Genomic DNA, 14,880 nt, shown 5'->3' with positions numbered 1-14,880 from the left:
TCCCATGAACGCACTGTTGAAGCAGACCCTCGCCGGGCTGCGTGTCCTGCTCGTCTTCACGGTCCTGCTGGGAGTCGTCTACCCCTTGGGGGTGTGGGCCGTGGCGCGGATCCCCGGGCTGGAAGGCAACGCCGAAGGTTCGATCCTCACCCGAGAGGGGCAGGCCGTCGGCTCCTCACTGATCGGCGTCGACCCGGTCGCGGCCGACCCGGCCAAGGACCCCTGGTTCCACAACCGCCCGTCCGCGGGTTCGAAGGACGTGCTCGGCCCCGGTGACCCGTCGTCGTCCGGCCCATCGAACAAGGGCCCGTACAACGAGGACCTGGTCGCCGCGATCGGCGAGCGCAAGAAGCTGATCGCCGCCCGCGAAGGCGTCCAGGAGTCGCGGGTGCCCGCCGACGCTGTGACGGCGTCGGGATCGGGGATGGATCCGGCGATCAGCGTCGCCTACGCCGACCTGCAGGTCACGCGAGTGGCGAGGAACACCGGCCTCCCCGAGAAGAAGGTCCGGCAGCTCGTGGCGGAAAACACGGGCGGCGCCGGGATCGGTGTGCCGGGCGTCGATGTGCTGAAGGTCAACTTGGCCGTGCGTGACGCGGCCGGAGGAGCACACTGACACTCGTGGACGAGAACACGACCAAGCCGCGCCGGGGTGAGCTGAGGATCTACCTCGGCGCGGCCCCTGGCGTCGGGAAGACCTTCGCGATGCTCGGCGAGGCGCGCCGTCGCCTCGACCGGGGCACCGACGTGGTCATCGGCCTGGTCGAGACACACGGCCGCAAGAAGACCGCGGAGCTTGTCGAGGGACTGGAGACCGTCCCGCGCCGCCGGTCCGAGCACCGGGACCGCGAATTCGAGGAGATGGACCTCGACGCGCTGCTCGCCCGCGCGCCCGAGGTCGCCGTCGTGGACGAACTCGCACACACCAACGTGCCGGGTTCGCGCAACGAGAAGCGCTGGCAGGACATCGACGAACTGCTCGCCGCCGGGATCGACGTCCTCTCCACGGTCAACGTGCAGCATCTGCAGAGCCTCAACGACGTCGTCGAGCGCATCACCGGCGTCGTCCAGCAGGAGACGGTGCCCGACGAGGTCGTGCGGCGGGCCGAGCAGCTGGAGCTGGTCGACATCACGCCCGAGGCGCTGCGGCGGCGCCTCGCGCACGGCAACGTCTACCCGGCCGAGCGGATCGACGCGGCGCTGGGCAACTACTTCCGGCCCGGCAATCTCACCGCGCTGCGGGAGCTCGCGCTGCTGTGGGTCGCGGACCAGGTGGACGTCGCACTCCAGCGGTATCGCGCCGAGCAGGAGATCACCGACACGTGGGAAGCCCGCGAACGGGTGGTCGTGTCCATCACCGGTGGCCCGGAGAGCGAGACGCTGATCCGCCGCGCGAGCCGGATCGCGAACCGCGCGGGTGCCGAACTGCAGGTGCTGCACATCCTGCGCGGGGACGGGCTGGCCGGGATGGGGCCGACGGCGGTCGGGAAGTACCGGAAGCTGACCGAAGAGGTCGGCGCGACCTTCCACACCGTCGTCGGTGACGACGTGCCGACCGCGCTGCTCGACTTCGCACGCGGGGTGAACGCGACCCAGCTGGTCGTCGGGACCTCGCGGCGTTCGCGGGTCGCTCGGCTGTTCGACGAGGGCATCGGCGCGGCCGTGGTCCAGCGGTCCGGCCCGATCGACGTCCACATGGTCACGCACGCCCAAGCGGGCGGACGGTTGCGCGCCCGGTTCAGCCGAAGCCCGCTCACGCCGTCGCGGCGGCTGAGTGGCTGGGCGCTCTCGCTGGTGTTGCCGGCACTGGCGACGCTGCTCGGCGTCCTGCTGCGGGATCAGTTGGACTTTTCCACCGACGTGGTCGACTACGTCCTCGCGACGGTGCTGGTCGCGCTCGTGGGCGGGCTCGGGCCCGCGCTGCTCGCGGCGGTGATCTCGGCCGGGCTGCTGAACTTCTTCTTCACCCCGCCGCTGTACAACCTGACCGTCCACGAGCCGCGCAACGTGATCACGCTGGTCGCGATGGTGCTGGTGGCGATTCTCGTCGCGGCGGTCGTCGACACGGCCGCCCGGCGCGCGACCCAGGCCGCGCGGGCGCGCACCGAAGCGGCGCTGCTCGCCTCCTACGCACGGACCGTGCTCACGCACACCAACCCGATCGAGCGGCTGCTGGAGAAGGTCCGCGAGAACTTCGGGATGACTTCGGTGTCCCTGCTGGAAAAGCGGGACGGGAAGTGGAAACGCGTGGCGAACGCGGGCTCGGATCCCTGTGCCGATCCGGATCAGGCCGACTCCGACATCGCGGTCACCGCCGACGTCCATCTGACGCTGCGCGGCCGCGCGCTGCCCGCGTCCGACCGTGGAGTGCTGGAAGCCGTGGCCGGCCAAGCGCTGCTCGCGCTGCGGCAGCAGAGGATGGCGAAGGCGGCCATCCGCGCCGAACGCAAGGCCGAGGCGACCGAACTGCGCACGGCGTTGTTGTCGGCCGTCGGACACGATCTCCGCACGCCGCTGACCTCCATCAAGGCGGCCATCGGCAGCCTGCGCGCGACCGACATCTCACTGTCCGAAGAGGACACGGACGAGCTGCTGGAGGCGATCGAGGAATCGGCGGACCGGCTCGCCGGGCTGATCGACAACCTGCTCGACTCGTCCCGCCTGGCGACCGGAGCGGTCCGCCCGCACCTGCGCCCGGTCGGCTACGACGAGGTCGTCTCGCATGCCCTGTCCAATGTGGACAATTCGGCGTCGGTCGTGGTCGCGATCGACGCCAGGCTGCCGTCGGTGTGCGCGGATCCCGGCCTGCTGGAACGGGTCGTGGCGAACGTGATCGACAACGCGCTGCGGCACGGCGTGTCCGGCGAGCCGGTCTCGGCCCGCGCCAGCACGCATTCGGAGCACGTCGAACTCCGCATCGTCGACCACGGGCGAGGCCTCAAAAAAGGCACCGCGGACTCGGCTTTCGCGCCGTTCCAGCGGCTCGGGGGAGACCGGGACAGCGTGCCCGGCGTGGGACTGGGGCTCTCTGTCGCCAAGGGGTTCACCGAGGCGATGGGCGGGCGGATCCGGGCGGAGGACACGCCCGGCGGCGGGCTCACCGTCGTCATCTCGCTGCCCGCCTATGTTGGTCAGGATCCGGAAAAGAACCTCCTCGCTTTCGACGACGAGGGCCTTGAAAACGAAGAGGAGGAGCGAGTGCGATGAGCGCCGAAACCGCGTCGGCGACCGTATTGGTCGTCGACGACGAACCGCAGATCGTGCGAGCCCTGCGGATCAACCTTTCCGCCCGCGGCTACAAGGTGATCACCGCGCACGACGGGACGGCCGCGCTGAAGGCCGTCGCCGAGACCAAACCCGACGTCGTCGTACTCGACCTCGGCCTTCCCGACCTCGACGGCACCGAGGTGATCGCCGGGCTCCGCGGCTGGACGACGGTGCCGATCATCGTGCTGTCCGCGCGCGGCGACTCGGCCGACAAGGTGCAGGCGCTCGACGCCGGCGCCGACGACTACGTCACCAAGCCCTTCGGCATGGACGAACTGCTGGCGCGGCTTCGTGCCGCCGTGCGGCGTTCGGCGGCGTCCAGTGTGGACGGTGTGGACGCGGTGGTGGACACGGGATCGTTCTGCATCGACCTGGCGGCCAAGAAGGTGCGCCGGGACGGCAAGGAAGTGCACCTCACCAAAACCGAATGGGGCGTGCTGGAACTGCTGGTGCGCAACCGGGGACGGCTGGTGGCGCAGAAGCAGCTGCTGCACGAGGTGTGGGGCCCGAACTACGAGACCGAGTCGCACTACCTGCGGGTGTATCTGGCGCAGTTGCGGCGGAAGCTGGAACCGGAACCCTCGCGGCCGCGGCACCTGCTGACGGAACCGGGGATGGGGTACCGCTTCGAAATGTGAGGCTGTGTTGTCTTGCGGCTAAGTACATGAAGGCCCCTTCTTCGCGCTAGGCGCCAGGGTCCCGGTCTTGTAGGTCAGGCGGCTATTGGTCGCTGTGCGAGGCTGACGATGCCTTACCCCAAGAACTCCGGCGTCGCAACCTGGGACAGGAAGCCGAAGCTGAAATGAACGGGACTTTCATCGCAAATTTTGCGATGAAAGTCCCGTTCATTTCACGTTGTGGGGCTTACAGAGGGCCGCTCGTGGTCGTGTCGGTACCGGAAATACTGGACCGGCCCGGCGAGGACTCGGGAGCGCCGCTGCTGCTGGAGCCGCCACCCGGGGTCGAGCTGACGGGAGTGGTCGGCGTCTCGGACGGTGGAGTCGTTGGCGGCGTCGTGGTCGTCTTCGTCGGCGGAGTCGTCTTGGTGGGAGGCGTCGGCGGCAGGATCGTGCGTGGCGGCTCGCCGGGGCCTGGGCCAGGACCAGGACCAGGGCCGGGGTTCGGCGGCGGTGGCGTGACGACGCTCGTCGTCTCCTTGCCGTCTGGGCCGACCGACGTCACCGTGGTCGGCGGCGCCGTGGAGCTGGCGGGCGCGCCGGGGATCGGCGAGCCGCTGACGGTTATCGGGCCGCCCGGGACCGCGTTGCCGGGGACCAGCTGGACGCCGGCGGGGGAGGTGCCCTGCCCGCCGGGGAAGCCGGTGCCGCCCGCGGTGGTCGAAACGCCGGGACCCGCCAGTTCGGCGATCGCGGCGAAGGCCGTCGCCACCACGAGGCCGCTGACGCCGACTACGGCGTAGCCGGCGCGGCTGAGCTTGCCGGTGGCGCCGCGCGGGGGTGCCACGGACACGCGTGCGCTCGGATCAGACCCGTCGGGACGGGGCATGTGCTGGCTCCTCGGATGGGGGACTTCGGGGAGTTGAGGCGACGACGGCCGGACAACACCGTGTCGTCTCCGGCTACCGGGCGAGGTAGCCAAGTGGGGACCCGGCGCGGAGATTATCACCGCTGCCTCACCGTCTGCGAACGACAGCGAACGTAGTGTTCACGCTCCGCGTTCGTCCGCATGGTGCACGATAGTGGTCGTGAGTGAGGAAGAAACGCACATCAGGCTGACCGCGTGGGTGCACGGCCGCGTCCAGGGGGTCGGTTTCCGCTGGTGGACCCGTAGCCGGGCGCTTGAGCTGGGCCTCGTCGGCAGCGCGGGCAACCTGGCCGACGGACGTGTCGAGGTGGTAGCGGAGGGTGTTCGTGAACACTGTGAGCGGCTTTTGACGGCTCTTCGGTCGGGAGAATCACCCGGTAGTGTGGATCGCGTCGTTGAGCGCTGGTCGCCAGCGAAAGGCGGGATCCGCGGCTTCGTGGAACGCTGAGCCGGTTCCGTTGCCCCCGCCTCCCACGCCCGCACCCGCCACACGGGTAGCCTGGGCCGATTGAACGACCGGTTCCCGCAGCCTAGAGGGGTCAGCACGACGTGCACCTGAAGAGCCTGACGCTCAAGGGCTTCAAGTCCTTCGCCTCGGCGACGACGTTGCGTTTCGAGCCGGGCATCACCTGTGTGGTCGGGCCGAACGGCTCCGGCAAATCGAACGTCCTCGACGCGCTCCGCTGGGTCATGGGCACCCAGGGCGCGAAGGACCTGCGCGGCGGCAAGATGGAGGACGTCATCTTCGCCGGGACCGCCGGCCGCGCCCCGCTCGGGCGCGCCGAGGTCACCCTCACCATCGACAACGCCGACGGCGCGCTGCCCATCGAGTACTCCGAGGTCTCGATCACCCGCCGCATGTTCCGCGACGGCGCGAGCGAGTACGAGATCAACGGCGACCGCTGCCGCCTGATGGACGTGCAGGAACTGCTGTCGGACTCCGGTATCGGCCGCGAGATGCACGTCATCGTCGGGCAGGGCCAGCTTTCGGCGATCCTCGAATCGAAGCCTGAAGAGCGCCGCGCCTTCATCGAAGAGGCCGCCGGGGTCCTCAAGCACCGCAAGCGCAAGGAACAGACCCTGCGCAAGCTCGCGAACATGCAGGGCAACCTCGATCGCCTCGGCGACCTCACCACCGAGCTGCGCCGCCAGCTCAAACCGCTGGGCAAGCAGGCCGAGATCGCCCGCAAGGCGCAGTGGGTGCAGTCCGAACTGCGTGACGCCCGGCTGCGGTTGTTCGCCGACGACCTCGTCACCCAGCGCTCCGGCATCGCCAAGGAAGAGGCTGACGAGCGTGTCGCCCGTCAGCGCCGTACCGAGGTCGAGCAGGCACTGGAGATCGTCGCCGCCGAGGAAGCCGAACTCGAGGCTTCGCTCGCCGAGGACGCGCCGCGGCTGGCCGCGGCCCAGGAGACTTGGTACAAGCTTTCCGCGTTGACGGAGCGGTTGCGCGGCACCGTGCGCCTCGCGCTGGAGCGTCAGCGGCACCTGTCGTCCGACGTGCAGCACGCCGGCAACGGCCGTGATCCCGACGAACTGGAAGCCGAGGCCGAGCAGGTCGCCGAGCGGGAACAGGAGCTCAACGAGGCCGTCGCCGAGGCACGGATGGTGCTTTCGGAGACCGTCCAGCGGCGCGAGCAGCTCGAACACCTCGTGCAGGCCGCCGAGCGCGCGCATATGGCCGCCGTCCGCGCGATCGCCGACCGGCGGGAAGGCCTCGCGAAGCTCGCCGGGCAGGTCGAGGCGCTGCGCAGCAAGAACGGCGCCACCTCCGACGAGATCGACAGGCTCACCGTGTCGCTCGAAGAGGCCGCCGAGCGTGCGGAGATCGCCGTCGAGGAACTCGAAGAAGCCAAGGCCGAGGGCGGCGTCGAGGAATCCGACGACTTCGACCTGCAAGCCCATCACGACCGCGCGGTGGAGGCCAACAACGCCGCCAAGGCGCGGGTCGAGGAACTGGTCAAGGTCGAGCGGACCGTCGAACGCGAGATCGCGTCGGAGAAGGCACGCGTCGAGGCGCTGTCGATGGGCTTGCGCCGCAAGGACGGCGCCGGTGCGCTGCTCGGCGCGCAGCACGAGCTGCCGGGTCTGCTCGGTTCGGTGGCCGCGCTGCTCACCGTCGAGGCAGGGCACGAGGTGGCGCTGGCCGCGGCACTCGGCCCGGTCGCCGACGCGGTCGCGGTCAACGGCGGCGCCGACGCGCTCGCCGCACTGAAATTCCTGAAGGACAACGACTCCGGTCGCGCGGGCATCCTGCTCGGCGGCCTGGAGTCCACAGTGGACACCAGTGCCTGGCCGACGCTGCCGCAGGGTGCGCGCTGGGCACGCGAAGTGGTCTCGGCGCCGTCCGCGCTCCGGTCCGCCGTCGAGCACGCACTCGACCGGGTGGCCATTGTGGACGGTCTGGAGTCCGCGCGCCGTCTCGTCGAGCTATATCCCGAGGTCAGCACGGTCACGCCAGAGGGCGACGTCTTCGGTGCCCGCTGGGCTGTCGGTGGTTCGGCCCGCAGTGAGAGCGTCATCGAGGTGCGGGCCGCCGTCGACGAGGCGGGCGATCGGCTGAACGCCGCCGAGCGCGCGCTGGAACGCGCCGCCGCGGAACTCGAAGGCGCCCGCGCCGGACAGCAGGCACGGCGCGAAGAGGTCGGCAGGGCCAAGGACGCCCTCGGGGACGCGAAAGTCCGCAAGGCCCGCTCGTCCGAGCGGCTGAACCGCATGCAGCAGGCCGCGCGCGCCGCGCAGGCGGAGATGGAGCGGCTGAGCAACCAGCGCGCCAAGGTCGAGCAGAGCCGTGAACAGGCGCTGCGGCAGCTCGCCGAACTCGAAGAGCGGCTGTCCGCGGTCGCCGATCAGGAGATCGACGAGGACCCGGACACCGTCGAACGCGACCAGGCCGCCGAAGACCTCGGCACCGTCCGCCAGGAAGAGATGGAGTCCCGGCTCGCGCTGCGCACCGCCGAGGAGCGAGCGCGGAGCATCCAGGGCAAGGCCGAATCGCTCCGCCGTGCCGCGTACGCCGAGCGCCAGGCCCGCGAACGCGCCGAAAAAGCGAGGGCCGCGCGGAAACGCGGCGCCGAGATCGCCAACGCGGTGGTCAACGGCGGCGAGATCGCGCTGGAGCGCATCGAGGTTTCCGTGCAGCGCGCCGCCCACGAGCGGGACGAGGCGCAGGCGCGGCGGCAGTCGCGGGAGACCGCGCTGACCCAGGTCCGCAGCAAGGTCCGCGAGCTGACCGGCGAACTGGAGAAGCTCACCGACGCCGTTCACCGCGACGAGGTGCTGCGTGCCGAGCAGCGGCTGCGGCTGGAGCAGCTCGAAACCAAGATCGCCGAGGACTTCGGTATCGGCCTCGAAGACCTGGTCTCCGAGTACGGCCCGGACATCCCCGTGCCGCCGAGCGCGGGGGAGATGGCCGAGTACGAGGCGGCCAAGGAACGCGGCGAAGACGTCACCCAGCCGCCGCCCATGCCGTTCGACCGCGACACCCAGGCCCGCCGGGCGAAGCGCGCGGAGAAGGACCTGAGCCTGCTGGGCAAGGTCAACCCGCTGGCGCTGGAGGAGTTCGCGGCGCTGGAGGAGCGGTACAAGTTCCTCTCGACCCAGCTCGAAGACCTCAAGGACACCCGCAAGGACCTCGAAGCCGTCATCAAGCAGGTCGACGAAAAGATCCTCGAGGTCTTCGAGTCGGCGTACGAGGACGTCGCTCGCGAGTTCGAGACCGTGTTCAGCGTGCTGTTCCCGGGCGGTGAGGGGCGCATGGTGCTCACCCAGCCCAACGACCTGCTCTCCACTGGTGTCGACGTCGAAGCGCGCCCGCCGGGCAAGAAGGTCAAGCGACTCTCGCTGCTTTCCGGTGGTGAGAAGTCACTCGTCGCCGTCGGCATGCTGGTGGCGATCTTCCGCGCCCGGCCTTCGCCCTTCTACGTGATGGACGAGGTCGAGGCCGCGCTCGACGACACCAACATGCGACGGCTGATCGGGCTGCTGGAGCAGCTGCGGGACTCGTCGCAGCTGATCATCATCACCCACCAGAAGCCGACCATGGAGATCGCCGACGCCCTGTACGGCGTTTCGATGCAGGGCGACGGCATCACGAAGGTCATCTCGCAGCGGCTGCGGACCGCCGAAGAGGACCCTGTTCCCGCTTAGCGCGTGCTAGGAACGGTCCGTTCCTAGCAAAATTTGCAAGGAACGGACCGTTCCTAGCGTTCGAAAGGGGTTAAACGGGCGTCGACTCCTTCACGTCCGGCTCCGCCAGCGGATCCACGCTCCCGTGCCGCAGCGAGAGCAATCCGCCCACCAGGAGCGTGATCACCACGCCGCACAGCGTGTACCAGGGCCACGCCAGCGCCACCGTGTTCCCCGATGCCTTGCTGAAGTCGATCCCGATCAGGCTGCCGTCCGGTTTGTTGAACTTGACGCCGAGGATGATGAACGCCATCACGACCACCGTCGAGACGAAGGCCACGATCGCGTCCGCCTGCCTGGCCCGCTTGAACAGCAGGCCCAGCAGGAACGCGCCGAGCAGCGCGCCGTAGGTGTAACCGGTGATGCCGAGCGCCTGCACCACGATCGGGTCGGCCGACGTCTTGTTGGCGGAGGCGAAGAAACCGGCGCACAGGATCAGCGCGCCCGCCCAGATGATCGTCCAGATCCGGCCGTGCTTCAGCCGGTCGGCTTCCGGCAACTGCCTGCCGATCACCCGTTCGTAGACGTCGGTCACCGTGGACGACGCCAGCGCGCCGAGCGACGAACTCAGTGCGGCGGCCAGGATTCCGGCGATCACGAACCCGGAAAGGCCGCTGGGCAGGTCGTTCACGATGAAGTTCGCGAACAGCTCGTCCTTGTTGGCCAGTCCGAGGCCTTCCGGCTTCGGCTTGGTCGGGCTCAGGCCGTTGTACAGCGCCCACAGCAGTACGCCGATGAACAGGAACAGCGCGAACTGGATGAACACCACGAAACCGCTGGCGATCAACGCCTTCCGCGCGGCCCGCAGGTCGTTGGTGGCCTGCAGGCGCTGCACGATCAGCTGGTCCGAGCCGTGCGAGGCCATCGAGAGCACCGCGCCGCCGATCACCGCGGTGAAGAACGCGTACTGGCCGGTGAGCATGTTCGAGGAGAAGTCGAAGATCTGGAACTTGTCGGCGTCGACGGCCTTGCCGAACCAGCCGTCCGGCAGCTTGCCGGAGAGCGCCCAGATCACCACGACCGCGCCGAGGATGTACCAGAGCATCTGGATCGCGTCGACCCAGACGACCGCGCGAACCCCGCCGAAGAAGCTGTAGAGCACCATCGCGATGCCGAGCCCGACCACGATGGTCCAGTACGAGACGCTCAGGCCGTAGGCGGCCATCACCACCTTGATCGGGATCGCGGTGGCGAACAGCCGGATGCCGTCGGCCAGCGTGCGGGTGAGCAGGAAGGTCACCGACGCGGTGCCCTGCAGCCCGCCGCCGAATCGTTTGCCCAGGAAGGCGTACGCGGTGACCAGGTTGCCCGCGACGTAGCGCGGCAGCAGCACCATCGACACCACGGTCCGGCCGGCGATGTAGCCGATCGCCAAGGCCAGGTAGGTCATCCCGCCGTCGCCAGGGGCGGCGATGTAGGCCACCGTCGGCACGGAGAGCACGGTGAGGGTGGACGTCTCCGCGGAGACCACCGAAAGGCAGGCCACCCACCAGGAGATCTTGCCTTCGCCGACGAAGTAGTCGGAGCCGGATTTCTGTTTGCCGCCGATCCAGATGCCCAGCAGGGGCATGCCGACCAGAAAAAGCCCGATGATCGCGAGGTCAAGTGCGCGCATCCGTATCTCCTATCGCTCGCCGGTCGTCGCCGCTACCCGTAGCCGGGTCACGGTTGAGGTAAGAGGGGCGGGTAGCCGCAGGGGACCCGCGCCCGGGGTGATGCTGCCCAGCAGCCGGTCGCCGCGGGCCCCGGTCGCCGACGGGAGGTTCCCCGGGACGCCGGAGAAGGTCAGCCAGCCGAGAAGAATGGTCAGGTATGCCTCTTTGCCCGCGCGTGGCAGGCCGTGGTCGTCGCTGGTCTTCAGCGCCGTTCCCGGCAGGTTCCTGGCGAGCGACGCCATCAGCGCCGGGTTGTCGGCGCCGCCGCCGGAGACGATCAGCGTCGCGACGGAGTGGCGACGGCATGCCGCGGCGATTGTGACCGCGGTCAGTTCGGTCAGCGTCGCCAGTAGGTCTTCGGCGCCGACCGGCGGGAGCCCGTCGAGCGCGGTGTCGAGGTAGGAGCCGTGGAACAGTTCCTTGCCGGTCGACTTCGGCGGCGTGGCCGCGTAGTACGGGTCGAGCAGGAGCTTCGCCAGCAGATCGGGCCGGATCCTCCCGCGCATGGCGAGCGCTCCGTCGATGTCGGCACGCTTGCCGGTGGCGCGGTGCGCGGCGACGTCCATCAGGGCGTTGCCGGGCCCGGTGTCGTAGGCGAGGACGTCACCGTCCGCGGGGACCACGGTGATGTTCGCGATGCCGCCGATGTTCAGCGCCGCGACCGGGCCGAACGCCGTCATGTCCCGCAGCCACAACGCGTCCAGCGTGCTGGCCAGCGGCGCGCCGTGCCCGCCGGCGGCGACGTCGCGCGCACGCAGGTCGGCCACCACCGGCAGTCCGGTGCGCTCGGCGATCCACGCCGGATTCCCCAGTTGCAGTGTGCCGCGCGCGGCGCCGTCCTCGACCCAGTGGAACACCGTCTGGCCGAGTGAGGCGACGACGTCGGCCTCGCCACCGGCCAGTTCCTCGATGCCGCGCGCGGCCGCCTCGCCGAAGGCCTGGCCCACCAGGGTGTCGAGTTTCGTGAGCTGTCCGGCACTGCAGGGGTTCGGCGGGAGGGCGTCGAGCAAAGCCTCACGGAGCGCTTCGGGATAAGGGACTTCGAGCCGGCCGAGCGGGGAGAGCACCACGGTGTCCCCGTGGGCGCGCAGGTCGGCGGCCGCCACGTCGATCCCGTCGATCGACGTGCCGGAGATGAGTCCGATCACCCGGACCCCAGTGCCGGAGAAAACCGTCATTCGGGTGGTCTAACCCTCGATCAGGAGGCCACGCAAGCAACACTGTTTGTTCTTGTCCGAAATGAGTCCTATCGAGTGGGTGCCTGACAAGATCGGCTTGCTTCCCGTGGGGCGTCTGAGCCGGGTGCCGTGCGGATGCGAGGATGACGCCGTGTCGAACACCCCCTGGTTCTGGATCGCTGTCGTTGCCGTTGTGGTCCTGGTCGCCGTTCTGGTGGCCGGACTGTTCATCGCGCGCCGCCGCCGGATCAGCCTGGACGAGTCCAAGGCTGCCGAGGCCGTCGAGCGCGAGAAGCCGAAGGGTGGCGGCTACACCGCGACCGGCGGGATCGCGCTCGCTCCGGGCGGTGAGAAGACCGAAGAAGCCGAGCACCCGGTCGAGGACCGCCCCGAGACCGACGGCCAGCCCGCGGTCGGGGACGACGCGTCGGTGCCGAGGGATTCCTCGCAGCGCACGGTGCGCGACGTCGACCTGCCCGAACCGGTCGAAGAAGAAGTACCCGCCCCCGCTGAGGAGATCGCCCCGGCGACGGGGCGCCTCGAGCGGCTGCGCGGCAGGCTGGGCAAGTCCCGCTCGGTGTTCGGTCAGAGCCTGCTGGGCCTGCTGGGCGCCGGCGATCTGGATGAGGATTCCTGGCAGGACGTCGAAGACACCCTGCTGATGGCGGACCTGGGCGCCGCGACGACCACGGAGATCGTCGAGCGCCTTCGTGACGAGTTGAAGCGCCGCGCCGTGCGGACGTCCGAAGAGGCGCGCACGGTGTTGCAGGAGGTGCTGACGGCCGCCCTGTCGACCGATGCCGTCCGCGCCGTTCGCGCGCTGCCGCACATCGTCGACGGCGTGAAGCAACCCGCCGTCGTCCTGATCGCCGGGGTCAACGGCACCGGCAAGACGACCACCACCGGCAAACTCGCCAGGGTCCTCGTCGCGCAGGGGAGCACCGTCGTGCTCGGCGCGGCCGACACCTTCCGCGCCGCCGCGGCGGACCAGCTGCAGACCTGGGGCGCGCGGGTCGGCGCGGAGGTCGTTCGCGGCAAGGAAGGCGCGGACCCGGCGGCGGTCGCCTTCGACGCGGTGAAGCGCGGCGCCGAGGCGGGCGTGGACGCGGTGCTGATCGACACCGCCGGCCGTCTGCACACCAAGACCGGCCTGATGGACGAGCTGGGCAAAGTCAAGCGAGTCGTCGAGAAGCAGGCGAAGGTCGACGAGGTACTGCTGGTCCTCGACGCCACCACCGGGCAGAACGGGCTGATGCAGGCCCGCGTGTTCTCGGAGGTCATCGACGTCACCGGCATCGTCCTGACGAAGCTCGACGGCACCGCGAAGGGCGGCATCGTCTTCCAGGTGCAGCGCGAACTCGGGGTGCCGGTCAAGCTGGTCGGCCTCGGCGAGGGGCCGGACGACCTGGCGCCGTTCGAGCCCGGCGCGTTCGTGGAAGCCTTGCTCAGCAACTAGACCCAGGTGAGAGGAAAGTCCCGTTCATCGCAAAATTCGCGATGAACGGGACTTCCTCTCACTGGCTCAGGCCGTGACAGGGACGTTCTCGTCGGTCTCGACCGGAGCGGTCTTCTTGTCCCGCATCACCAGGAAGGCGACCACCGCCGCGGCCAGCACGCCCACCGCGCTCACGAGGAACGTCGTCGACATCGCCGAGGTGAACGACTCGCGGGCCGCGGTGATCAGGCCGCTGTCACCGGTGGCGAAGGCGTCGCCGATCGAGAGCCGCGCCTGCGCCGGGGCGGAGTCGGGCATGTGCGCGGTGAACAGGCTGGACACGATGCTGCCCAGGATCGCGATGCCGAGCGCGGCGCCCAGCTGCTGGATGGTGTCGTTGAGCGCGGAGCCGACACCGGCCTGCTCCTCGGGGACCTCGCCCATCAGCGCCGCGATCGCCGCCGGCATCGCCAGTCCGCCACCGGCGCCGAGCAGGAACAGCGCGATCGCCGGCAGGAGGAAGCCTTCGTTCGTCGACAGCGTCGCGAGCAGCCCGAATCCGGCCGCCATCACGGTCATCCCGACGGTGGCCAGCACGCGGTTGCCGACCTTCTGGCCCAGCGTGGCGCCGAGGGTGTTGCAGAGCAGCGAAGCGATGGCCATCGGGATGAACGCCAGGCCGGCCTGGGTCGGCGTGTAGCCGAGGATGTACTGCAGGTACTGGGTCAGGAGCAGCAGCAGGCCGCCGTTGCCGACCTGCACCAGTGTGAGTGACAGGCTGCCACCACTGAAGTTGCGCTTGCGGAACAGCTTCAGCGGGACCATCGGTGACGGCGTGTGCCGCTCCCAGAACACGAAGCCGACCAGGCTCATCACCGCGACCACCAGCGGGACGAGGGTCCCGGCCTCGGTGATGCCGTGCTTGGGCAGTTCGATGATCGTCCAGACCAGTGCGACCATGCCGGTCGCGGACAGGATCGCGCCGAGCGGGTCGGGCTTCTGCCACGGGCCCTTCGATTCCGGCATCAGGGTGAGCGCGGCGACCACGGCGATGACGACGATCGGCACGTTGATCAGGAACACCGCGCCCCACCAGAACCACGCGATCAGCACGCCGCCCAGCACCGGGCCGCCGATCAGGCCGAGCATCGCGACCGCGCTCCAGGCCGCCATCGCCTTGCGGCGCTCGGCGTCGTCGAACACGGTGATCAGGATGGACAGGGTGCTCGGCATGATCAGCGCGCCGCCGACGCCCATCACCGCGCGGGACAGGATCAGTTCGAGCGGGTTCGCGGCGAACGTGGCGACGAGTGAGGCCGCCCCGAACAGGAGGAGGCCGATGATCATCACCTTCCGGCGGCCGAACCGGTCGCCGAGGCTTCCCGACGTGAGCAGCAGGCCCGCGAACACCAGGATGTAGGAGTCCAGGATCCACTGCGTGTCCTGGGCGCTCGCCCCGAGGTCTTCGGCCAGCGGCGGCACGGCGACCGTCAGGACCATGTTGTCCACGACCAGCACGAGCGTGCTCAAGCACAGCACGATCAGAATCCACCAGCGGCGTGGGTCTCGGCCTGCCGACTCGTTCATCGGATACCCCCTGAAGTAGTTGCAT

10 protein-coding genes are annotated in these 14,880 nt (G+C 69.5%); 7 read left to right on the top strand and 3 right to left on the bottom strand.

The genetic code is table 11. The features are described from left to right. Window positions 1–4 precede the first annotated feature (4 nt). The 6 genes from ACM6LR_RS31820 to smc all read left to right on the top strand — a co-directional run bounded on the left by ACM6LR_RS31820 (window position 5) and on the right by smc (window position 8,961). The gene (locus tag ACM6LR_RS31820; RefSeq protein WP_414940891.1) at window positions 5–616 is read left to right on the top strand and encodes a potassium-transporting ATPase subunit C; all 612 of its coding nucleotides are present in this window, start codon (window positions 5–7) and stop codon (window positions 614–616) included. 5 nt (window positions 617–621) lie between these two features. After that, entirely contained in the window at window positions 622–3,207 is a 2,586-nt protein-coding gene (locus ACM6LR_RS31815) for a DUF4118 domain-containing protein (RefSeq protein WP_414940890.1), read from the top strand. Beyond that, window positions 3,204–3,905 carry a response regulator gene (locus ACM6LR_RS31810; protein WP_414940889.1) on the top strand — a complete coding sequence of 234 codons (702 nt, stop codon included), beginning with the start codon at window positions 3,204–3,206 and terminating at the stop codon, window positions 3,903–3,905. The genes ACM6LR_RS31815 and ACM6LR_RS31810 overlap by 4 nt, the downstream gene beginning before the upstream one ends. A gap of 242 nt (window positions 3,906–4,147) precedes the next feature. Beyond that, window positions 4,148–4,687, top strand: a complete 540-nt coding sequence (locus tag ACM6LR_RS31805) for a hypothetical protein (RefSeq protein WP_414940888.1) — start codon at window positions 4,148–4,150, stop codon at window positions 4,685–4,687. Window positions 4,688–4,972: 285 nt separating this feature from the next. Further along, window positions 4,973–5,260 (top strand): acylphosphatase, encoded by a 288-nt coding sequence (locus tag ACM6LR_RS31800; protein ID WP_101609697.1) that lies wholly within the window; start codon window positions 4,973–4,975, stop codon window positions 5,258–5,260. A gap of 101 nt (window positions 5,261–5,361) precedes the next feature. Further along, a complete protein-coding gene (gene smc, locus ACM6LR_RS31795; protein ID WP_414940886.1) occupies window positions 5,362–8,961 on the top strand; it encodes a chromosome segregation protein SMC in 3,600 nt (1,199 codons plus the stop codon). 70 nt (window positions 8,962–9,031) lie between these two features. Here smc and ACM6LR_RS31790 read toward each other — a convergent pair whose 3' ends face one another. Together ACM6LR_RS31790 and ACM6LR_RS31785 are read right to left on the bottom strand one after the other, a co-directional pair. Beyond that, on the bottom strand, window positions 9,032–10,615 hold the full coding sequence (locus tag ACM6LR_RS31790) for a sodium:solute symporter (RefSeq protein WP_414940885.1): 1,584 nt from the start codon (window positions 10,613–10,615) through the stop codon (window positions 9,032–9,034). 9 nt (window positions 10,616–10,624) lie between these two features. Further along, on the bottom strand, window positions 10,625–11,833 hold the full coding sequence (locus tag ACM6LR_RS31785; RefSeq protein WP_414940884.1) for an anhydro-N-acetylmuramic acid kinase: 1,209 nt from the start codon (window positions 11,831–11,833) through the stop codon (window positions 10,625–10,627). A 151-nt stretch (window positions 11,834–11,984) separates the two neighbouring features. Between ACM6LR_RS31785 and ftsY the strand changes: the two genes are divergently transcribed. Then, window positions 11,985–13,289 (top strand): signal recognition particle-docking protein FtsY, encoded by a 1,305-nt coding sequence (gene ftsY / locus ACM6LR_RS31780; RefSeq protein ID WP_414940883.1) that lies wholly within the window; start codon window positions 11,985–11,987, stop codon window positions 13,287–13,289. Between the two features lie 66 nt (window positions 13,290–13,355). Here the strand turns inward: ftsY and ACM6LR_RS31775 are convergent, their stop codons facing one another. Continuing rightward, window positions 13,356–14,855, bottom strand: a complete 1,500-nt coding sequence (locus tag ACM6LR_RS31775) for an MFS transporter (RefSeq protein ID WP_414945102.1) — start codon at window positions 14,853–14,855, stop codon at window positions 13,356–13,358. Window positions 14,856–14,880: the final 25 nt, after the last annotated feature.

The organism is Amycolatopsis sp. cmx-11-32 (assembly GCF_047608695.1).
GTDB lineage: Bacteria > Actinomycetota > Actinomycetes > Mycobacteriales > Pseudonocardiaceae > Amycolatopsis.
The sequence above is the reverse complement of the archived record's forward strand: the minus strand, read 5'-3'. Positions and strand labels throughout refer to the sequence as shown.